At 50.7% G+C, this 8842-nt stretch carries 8 protein-coding genes and 1 tRNA gene; 2 read left to right on the forward strand and 7 right to left on the reverse strand.

Translation table 11 applies throughout. The annotated features are described in order from the left end of the window. Positions 1–216: 216 nt before the first annotated feature. Positions 217–765: a cyclic nucleotide-binding domain-containing protein gene (locus tag B3K89_RS01305; protein ID WP_345906953.1), complete on the reverse strand. Its 549-nt coding sequence runs from the start codon at positions 763–765 to the stop codon at positions 217–219. A 103-nt stretch (positions 766–868) separates the two neighbouring features. Between B3K89_RS01305 and B3K89_RS01310 the strand changes: the two genes are divergently transcribed. Continuing rightward, positions 869–3097, forward strand: a complete 2229-nt coding sequence (locus tag B3K89_RS01310; protein WP_345906954.1) for a peptidase U32 family protein — start codon at positions 869–871, stop codon at positions 3095–3097. Here B3K89_RS01310 and B3K89_RS01315 read toward each other — a convergent pair. From B3K89_RS01315 to B3K89_RS01330, 4 genes are all read right to left on the reverse strand, one after another. Next, positions 3075–3593 (reverse strand): NUDIX hydrolase, encoded by a 519-nt coding sequence (locus B3K89_RS01315; RefSeq protein WP_293890931.1) that lies wholly within the window; start codon positions 3591–3593, stop codon positions 3075–3077. The two genes, B3K89_RS01310 and B3K89_RS01315, sit on opposite strands and share 23 nt — an antisense overlap. A gap of 92 nt (positions 3594–3685) precedes the next feature. Then, entirely contained in the window at positions 3686–4705 is a 1020-nt protein-coding gene (gene asd, locus B3K89_RS01320; RefSeq protein ID WP_293890928.1) for an aspartate-semialdehyde dehydrogenase, read from the reverse strand. Between the two features lie 208 nt (positions 4706–4913). Continuing rightward, on the reverse strand, positions 4914–5519 hold the full coding sequence (locus tag B3K89_RS01325) for a P-II family nitrogen regulator (protein ID WP_293890925.1): 606 nt from the start codon (positions 5517–5519) through the stop codon (positions 4914–4916). After that, positions 5516–6979: a DUF1538 domain-containing protein gene (locus B3K89_RS01330; protein ID WP_345906955.1), complete on the reverse strand. Its 1464-nt coding sequence runs from the start codon at positions 6977–6979 to the stop codon at positions 5516–5518. Before B3K89_RS01330 ends, B3K89_RS01325 begins: the two co-directional genes overlap by 4 nt. A 182-nt stretch (positions 6980–7161) precedes the next feature. Here B3K89_RS01330 and B3K89_RS01335 point away from each other — a divergent pair. Then, positions 7162–7235, forward strand: a tRNA-Ala gene (locus tag B3K89_RS01335). A gap of 74 nt (positions 7236–7309) precedes the next feature. On the opposite strand, the gene B3K89_RS01340 is transcribed toward B3K89_RS01335, so the two are convergent. Further along, complete coding sequence (locus B3K89_RS01340; RefSeq protein ID WP_345906956.1) at positions 7310–7870, reverse strand: CDP-alcohol phosphatidyltransferase family protein; 561 nt, start codon at positions 7868–7870, stop codon at positions 7310–7312. Positions 7871–7947: 77 nt separating this feature from the next. Then, positions 7948–8721 (reverse strand): serine hydrolase, encoded by a 774-nt coding sequence (locus B3K89_RS01345; protein ID WP_345906957.1) that lies wholly within the window; start codon positions 8719–8721, stop codon positions 7948–7950. Between the last annotated feature and the right edge of the window lie 121 nt (positions 8722–8842).

Here is an 8842-nt window from a genome sequence, read left to right on the forward strand (position 1 = left end):
TATCAGAGACGACAATTTTTACGCGATTGCCCTGGCAATATCGGCCATTTCTGCAACAGTATTGCAAACAAGCGCAACTCCTTTATAGAGAAAGGCCTGCATGAAAATATTGAAACCATGGAAAGCATACACCTGTACCATAAGCTATATCAATGAGCATTCACTCAGTACTATATCTTTTAAATACATACAGTTAATAAGAATCATACTTTTTTTCTAGAACATCGTCCCATGGAACCGTGAATTGAAGCTGATGTAGAGTTCGGGTGGAACATCCTGGGGAATATCCAGCAAATAATCGGAAATCTTGCGAATTTTCTCCTTGAGGGTATCCTTCTTGTTTGCCTGCGCCTCCTTGAGAGCATCCAGGCATTCTGCAACAATCTGGTGGCTGCTGCGCACCTCCTGGATCGCTGACTTGAACCGCTGGCTCAAGTCAAGAATTATCTGGATAGTTTCCTCCGGATGGGCTGCAATGAAGTGAGGAAAATTCTGTTGGGAGATCTCAATCAGGACACAGTCGGAGAGAGCAACCGCTGTTGCATTTCTGGGTTCATGGTCAAACAAGCCCATCTCTCCCAAACTTGAACCGGGCTTGGATATCTCAAACAGTTCAAACTGCTGGGGTGTATGGTAGTTGAGGAACAATCCGACTGTTCCGCTGCGCAGCAGAAACATCGTGGAACAAGGAGCTCCCTGCTCGTAGATGACAGTCCCCTTGGGGACTTCCAATACAGGATTTCCAGCATCATGTTTTGTATTCATAGGCTGCCTCCTTCACATCCATAGTATACGCCGAGGCCCGGACGCAGAACAAGGGTGGGCCATTTGGATTGACAGGGATGCAGTGCCCCACTACCCTAAGGGCATGACAGAACTCGCTCTCCCTGCAGGATCCCTGCAACCTGCCCTTGTGGCCTTCTCTGAAGGCGCCGATGCCGTTTACCTTGGCATGAAAAGTTTTTCAGCTAGAAAAATGGCTGTAAACTTTACGCTTGAGGACCTTGCAAAACTCAGACAGATTGCTCTCTCCCAAGAAAAAAAAATCTATGTGACGGTAAACACGCTCGCCGATGATAGCCAGCTTTTGGAGCTTTTGAGCACTCTCAAGCAGATAGCCTTCATCGGCTGCGACGGAATCATTGTCCAAGACTTGGGGCTTGTCCATATCATCCGGCAACAGTTCCCTTCCCTATCGTTGCATGGCAGCACCCAATTGGCGGTGCATACCGTTCAAGGAGTACGCGAGTTGGTTCGCCTTGGCTTTGAACGGGTGGTTCTTGCCCGTGAACTTACCTTCGAGGAAATCAAGCATATCCGTGAGGCTTGTCCCGATGTAGAGCTGAAGGTCTTCATCCACGGGGCATTGTGCTACAGCTTTTCGGGCCTTTGCATGGCCAGTGAACAGCTATGTGGACGCAGTGCCAACTGCGGCGCTTGCGCCCAGATCTGCCGAAACCACTTTTCCGTTTCCGCCGACTTGGAAGTGAAAGCCGCTCTCAGTCCGATCCCTGAAGGCCAACGTGATGGTTGGTTTTTCTCCATGAGCGACCTGAAGGCAGGACCGTTGGTGAAAGAACTCGAAAAGCTTGGCATCGAGAGCCTGAAGGTTGAGGGAAGAATGAAAAGCCCTGCCTACAGCGGGCTTGCTGCCCGGTATTACCGCTCAATTCTCGATGGAAAGCAAGAAGATGAAGCCGCTGATGAGGCATTGACGATCGTCTTTGGCCGCAGGCAGACAAAAGGTTGGCTCGGCGACTATGGCCGCAAGAGTCAGGATTTTTCTCCCCGGAAAACCGCTACATTGGGGAGTGTGAGCTATCCGGGCCACCGGGGTTTGAAAGCTGCTACCATTGTATTGGTCAAGGAAGAAAAAGCTGTCATACGGGTTGAGCGCACCATCAGTATCCACGATGGCCTGATGTACTTTATCAAAAGCAGCAAAGGACCGGTCGATGCGATAAAATTCGGTGTGTATCAACTGCAGGACCAGCAAGGACGGAACATCACTGAAGCCACGGCAGGAATGACCGTGCAAGTAAACTTGAAAAACGGATACGCTTCTCCGCGTACCGGAGAACTGCTCTATCTTGTCAGCCGGCATGACCACAACCCGGCATTGGTAAGCGAAACGCTACCACCGGTGAAAAAACCACTCGATGTGCAACTTGTCATTTCCGATTCCCGACTTACACTCATGGGCGGAGGCGAAGAGGCAAGCTACGACATTCCCGTATCTCTGGCAAAGAAACCACAGGATACCTTTGCAAATTTGAGAACCATCCTTGACCAGAGTGATACCTCCTACTTTAGCTTGGGCACTCTCACTGTGGAGAATAAAACCGGGCATGAACTTTCCAACCTCTTCATGCCGCTCTCGGCTTTGAAGGCAATGCGGAGAAATTGGTATGAACTGCTGGACAGAAATTTGGCCCAGTACTTCACCTCTTCTGAGGCAATCGCACCGATTATCGACAAGCATAGTACCGAGAACCTGCCTCCCCGCAGCGTGCTGCAGGGTATAGACAAACTTCCCTTTCTTGATTTGAAGCTGCTCAGGCAGAAGGTAGAGCAAGGGGAAGAACTTCGTTCCTTGCTCTTTAGCTTTGAGGAAATCTTGTATCTTCCCCTCAGTCCTGTGATGTTCAACGAAGGACAGTTCTTCACCGACCTCGATTTCCTTGTTGCAAAAATGAAGGAAGAGGGATTCTTTGATCGAGTACGCATCGGTCTGAACAACATCGGCCAGATATCCTATTTCAGAGAAACCCAAATCGCTTGTTTCCTTGACATCTATCTGTACCTCGCCAACAGTGAGGCAGCCAACCTTGCCCTTACTCTGGGTCTCAACTTCAAGGGTGCTTATTTGTGGATGGAGCGACATGAGGGGGATTTCACCACGTGGCCGTTTATTCCTACGATAGTTGAGGCAACATACACCCCGCCTCTATTCATCAGCCGCTCGTGCTTCCGTCACGACTCGCTCATGCTCAGTTGTGAAGGTTGTCCTCATAAAGGCTCATGGTACGTCAAGGGAGACAAGGACCGCTACAAGGTCCTGGTCGAGGATTGCATCACGTACTTGGTGAGAGCATAGATTCAAACACCGTCCTGAACTGTTCGAACCGATAGGCCACCGGGAATGCAAGCCTGCCTTGCCGGTGGATTTCCTCCAATTCAGCAAGAGTCACCCACATATAGGCGGTGGTTTCCCCTTTCTGCAGGCGGATTGCAGTATCTTGCAATGTTTTTCTGACCAAATAGATGTCCACAAAGGAAAAGGCTTTGCGTGCAGTACCGAGAAAGACCAATTCGTCTTCGGTTGCAACGATGCCGGTCTCCTCCTCAAGCTCCCTCCGTGCCGCTTGGGCGCTGGTCTCCCCGCTGACCACCGACCCCGAGGTATTCTCCCAGAGGCCCGGATAGAGTTCCTTCTCATCCGATCGGAGGGTCAACAGCAGCTTGTTGTCCTGGTTGACCGTCCACACCGAAACCACCACGTGATAGGTGTTCTCAGGGAGGGGGCGGCCGCGAAGATGCTTCCTTCCCAAAGCAATCCTGTGTTCGTCATACAGATCCCAATACTCAGCCATCGAAGCTCCTTGCTCCCTGTATTCCAGTCAAATAAAGCAGGGCTTCCAATCCCTGACAGAGATCGGAAGCCCGACAGTGCATGATGGTCTTCCTAAATGAGTCCGAACCGTTTTACAAAGGCCTCGGCATTCTGGATCGAACCGCCGGCAGCGCCCTTGACGATGTTGTTGACCAACAAGAGGAATCCAATTTTGCTGTTCTTCTTCTTCAATCGACCGGTGTAGACAACCATTCCGCTGGGCTTGCCCCAGAAGGCATACTTAGGCTGCGGGAAGGTGTTGTCGCTGCCGTATTCGACCGGAAGCTCGGGGGTAGAAGGAAGGTCGGCCACCTCCTTGAAGTCAGCCCAATCCTGGATAATATCCTCAACCTCGACATCCTGCTCCAAATCAAGCCAGACGGCTTCAAGGTGTCCGAACATGACCGGCACACGGACTGTGTAGCAGTAGACTTCGGGATTGATGGCAAGAATCTTCTTGATCTCTTTCTCAATCTTCTCTTCCTCACCCTTGATGAAGGGGATGCAGTTGTCGGTGATGTCAAAGGAGGAAAGACCCGGATATCCTGCGCCGCTGACACTCTGGTAGCTATGAACCATGATGTTCTTTATCCCGTACTTGCGCAGCGGGGCGAGGGCCATGGCCAAGCCGGTGGTTACGCAGTTGGCATTGGTGACCACAAATCCCTTCTCTGGATAGCCTTGGTCCTTGATCAAGTCGAGCTGTTCGACATTGGTCTCGGGGATGAGAATGGGTACATTGCTCTCATAGCGCATGGATGCTGCATTGGAGAATACATAGAAGCCGTTGTCTCTCAGTTGAGGTTCTGCTTCACGGGCGACTTCGGCAGGAAGGGCGGAGAAAACAATCTTGACCCCTGCCTCTTTCATCGCTTCCATGTTGAACTCCTTGACTTGTACATCACGAATGTTCCTGGGCATCTCAAAGGGCATGACCCAGTGCACGGTGGAAGCATATTCCAAGCCAACACGGGAAGCTGAAGCGGTGGCGTACGTCAGCTCAAACCAAGGATGATCGGCCAGCATCCACATGAATACCTGGCCGACTGCGCCGGTAGCACCCATTACGGCAACTTTAATTTTCTTGTCCATCTACGGTTCTCCCAAACGGCACAAAGCCGTTCATGTACGATAAAGTATCCGTACGGTACTGTTTTTACGTGAGTTTTTCAAGCGTTTGGTAACAAATAATTGAGATTTTTAACAAATTGTTATTATATTAACACAAAGTTTCATCATACTAAACTTCGCAGCGCAGCAAAAATCATAGCAAAACCGTTCGTTTTTGCCTAGAAGGAGACTATCGCCCAAGCTTTATAAATTCTTGCACTGCGAAGGTAAAGGCGATTCCGCTGCCGCTCTTCTGCATGCAGGAAAGTTGTGCTATGGAAGCAAGAATCTTTTCGGTTTGTTCCCGTTTCACGAACATCATCAGAAGTTCCTTCTCGGGCACCAAAGTCGAGCCATAAAAGGCAATGTCATCGGCTTTGGCAGTTCCCCGGCCATTGACGATGGTTCCACCACTTGCTCCTGCCTTGCGGGCGGCTGTCATGATGTCGTCAGCATACCCGCTGGTGCAGATAACGTTGACCAGGTCCCACTCTGCAGTCTTTGGTGCGGGAGAGGCCTCTCCATCCCATGAAGCCGGCACGGCGGCAAGCACCCCATGCACATGACGGTCGTTGCTTATTGCTTTGAAGACTGCATCCTTGACTGCATCACTGACCATGGTCATCAGGATTTCCTTGTGGGAATCACCAAGACCAAGGATGCACAAAAGTGAGCTCGATGCGGTACCGCGCCCGGTAAGGATGGTGCCTCCGGTGCTGCCGGCTTTCTTGGCTACCTGCATCAGAGCATCGGACTTCCCTTCTTCTACAATTGCAAACAACAAGGTATTTCTCATATGCTCTTTCCTCCCTTTGAAGCGGCCATCTTCTTTTGCGTTCGTTTGTAGACAAGGCCCAAAAGCTCAACAATGACCACAGGAGTCATCGAAACAAAGAGTATCACCCCGAAAGCATCCGTGAGGGGATTGCCTCCCACTGACACCGAGCTGCCGATGGCGAATGCAAGAATGAATGTGGAAGCCATAGGACCCGAGGAGACGCTGCCGCTATCGAATGAGAGGCCGACGAACAGGTCGGGCACAAAGAAGGAGAGAAAAACAGCCAATGCATAGGTGGGCAATACAAAGTACCAGATGGAGAGTCCGGTAATAACCCGAATCATGGCAAGAAAGAGCGACAAGCCTACCCCGATTGCAAGTGCAACAAGCATGAGAGGTTTCTTGATATGTCCCTGGGTAATTTCCTGCACCTGGTTTACCAGTACCCATACGGATGGCTCCGAGAGGACGGTAATGGCACCGATGACCGCCCCCACCAATAACAGCAGGTACCTATTGTAGGTCCCGATGGCGTATCCGATCTGATACCCCACCGGGATGAAGCCGCCATTGCTTCCCATGAAGAAAAGGGTGAGTCCGATGAAAAGATAGACAAATCCTGTTACCATGCGGACAAGTTGGCCGAGGGGCATCTTCAACAGCAAGAACTGATAGAAAAGGCAGAGCAGGAGAAGCGGAACAAGAGCTTGGGCCGTCATCGCAAGGCTTGGTTGGATGAGTGAGAGAAAGTTTCCCGCTGCAGCAACGCTGACCTCGCCCGAAGAAGCAGCGCCGCCGTCGTTGAACAGGCCGAGAATTCCAAGGGCGAACGTCGGACCGATGAGGGCGAGGGAGACATACCCAAAGTTGTCGGCGTCGTTTTGTTTCTTCTGGACACGGGCGATACCAATACCGATGGCCATGATGAAAGGCACCGATAGCGGCCCGGTGGCTGCTCCACCGGCATCGAGGGCGATACCCATCATTTCAATGGGACTGAAGATGAAAAGGATGAATAACAGGGCATAGCTGACCAGATAGACCAAACGAAGCGAGAGGTGGAAAACAACCCTGACCATTCCGACCATGAGATAGAACCCAACTCCGATGGCTATCATGGAAACAAGGGATGTCTTGGAAATCGAAGGGTTCACCCCTTTCACCTGTTCGGCCAGCACGGCAATATTGGGTTCTGCGAGAATGATGACAACTCCTACAAGAAAGCCGGTCCCAAGCAGGACCAGCAAGTGCTTGGAGCGCGTTGCCGCCGAACCTATGCGCTCACCGATTGGCAGTAATCCAATGTCGACTCCGAGCAAAAACAACGAGAGTCCTGCGATAAGCAGGAAGCCTCCGATGATGAAGGAGGTCAACGAGCCGGCCGGCAATGGAGTAATGAAAAAATGCATGAGTGCAACAAGCGCGAGAATGGGAATGATGGATGATCCAACTTCCTTTAACTTCTTGAGCAACTCCATGCAATCCTCCTGGTCTCGGGACTGGAAAGCCCTTGATGAATTGAGCAAATCTATATGTTATATATGCAAAGAATTAATACTCTGTTACCAGGAAAAGGTCAAGCAGGCAAAATCACAATTCTTTTTTTCACCCACTTGACTTATTGCCCTTCAATCCGTATGATACTTTTTGTTGTTGCCTTGGGGGTGTAGCTCAGTTGGCTAGAGCGTTTGAATGGCATTCAAAAGGTCAGGGGTTCAATTCCCCTTACCTCCACTACAGTTAAGTCGTTGCAAAAGCAACGGCTTTTTTCTTTCTTGCATCGGCAAGCTGTTGCTTCACGAGAGCTCCTATGAAGCTCTTTTCCTCGCCAGAAAAATACTTCGAATATTGACATCGGGATGCTCGTACAAGCTCATGATGAGCAGCTCCTCCAAGGCGCTGAGAACACCTACTGCTACAAGCACGGCCGTAAAGTGGCCTTTACCGGTCAAGAGGATCAGGCAGATGGCCATTACCACCAATATACCGGTAAGCTTGTTGCCATAGGTGTGCAGTGAATACGTAGTACGGTTTTTGATGGTGCATACGACCAGTGTGAGGCTCTTGATGATGAATATTGCATAAATACCGGGCATATACGTCTGGATTATGTCCATCTGATACCGAACTACATAGAACACCAAGGCGCTGAAGAACAACAGGTCTCCCAAAGAGTCAAGGCGTGCCCCCAAGTCGCTCTCGCAGTGCAACCTGCGTGCCAAGAACCCGTCAAGTGCATCAGTGACGCCGCAGGCGACGATGATCCAGAAAACAAACACGGGCTGTTGGGCGACAAAGAACAGGCTGAAGGACAAGGCGATGCGCGAAAGAGAGATGATATTGGGAATGTTCTTGCCGATGTGCATCATGCGCTCCCCACTTACTTCATCATAGCATAGTATGTCACGCTGTCATCACGTACGGGATTGTTCCAGAAAAAACATCTCTACCGGCTCTTGCCGGCATCCTTGGCGAGCAGGGATAGGATTGCCTGATACGTCTCCATGATGAACTTCTCATCGAGAGGTTTCTCTGCATTGTTTACGGTAACCACCACCGTATAGCGATTCTTTTGGTCATCCTCCAAGTAGGTGGTGAGGTTGAGCACTCCCGGCTCACTGCCTCCCTTGAAAGCAACTCGTTGCCAGTCCTGTTTTGTTGCAAGTCCTGTATTGATGGTCATCAAGTCCAAGGCCTGCAACCGCTCGATCAGATCAGCAAGCTCATGCGCTGTTACAAACCACTCAATATCGATTGCAACCGGATTACCCGAAAAAAGTCCGGGCTCGGGAAGTTCACGCTTCTTCAGCTCCTCAAGGATTGCAAGGCGTTTTGCATAGGAGGCTGTACGATAACCAGCGAGCAGATCCTTGTTGTCAGGATTCTTCAACTTGAACATATCGACAGTACTCAAGACAGGCTTGCAGCCAGGCAGGTATCGCTCTACTGCACTTTTACCGACCAAGTGAAGCAGAGCGTCGGTGGCGGTATTGTCGTTCTGGCTGATCATCAGGGCCGCCAAGGTCTCGACGGTAACCTGTGTTCCTTCCGGCCAATCCTGCAGAATGCCGGTAGGAAGACTCTTCCATACAGGCTGAAGGGCTACACTTTGGCTCCACTGCAACCTTCCTGCCTCGATTGCATCACATACCGCAGCCAGAATGCCAAGCTTGAAGGCAGACCCTACAGCAAGAGGGGCATCGGCATGGTGCCCAAACAAAACCGAACCATTTTTTCGGATGAGGACCGATGTTTCTCCATCCAAATCAACAATCTTGTTGACCGCTTCGGAGAGGGTAAGCCGGTTGTTGATGATTTCGGCTCAATCATAAATCTTGTGG

This window comes from Sphaerochaeta sp. UBA5849 (assembly GCA_002432715.1).
Taxonomy (GTDB): Bacteria; Spirochaetota; Spirochaetia; order Sphaerochaetales; family Sphaerochaetaceae; genus Sphaerochaeta.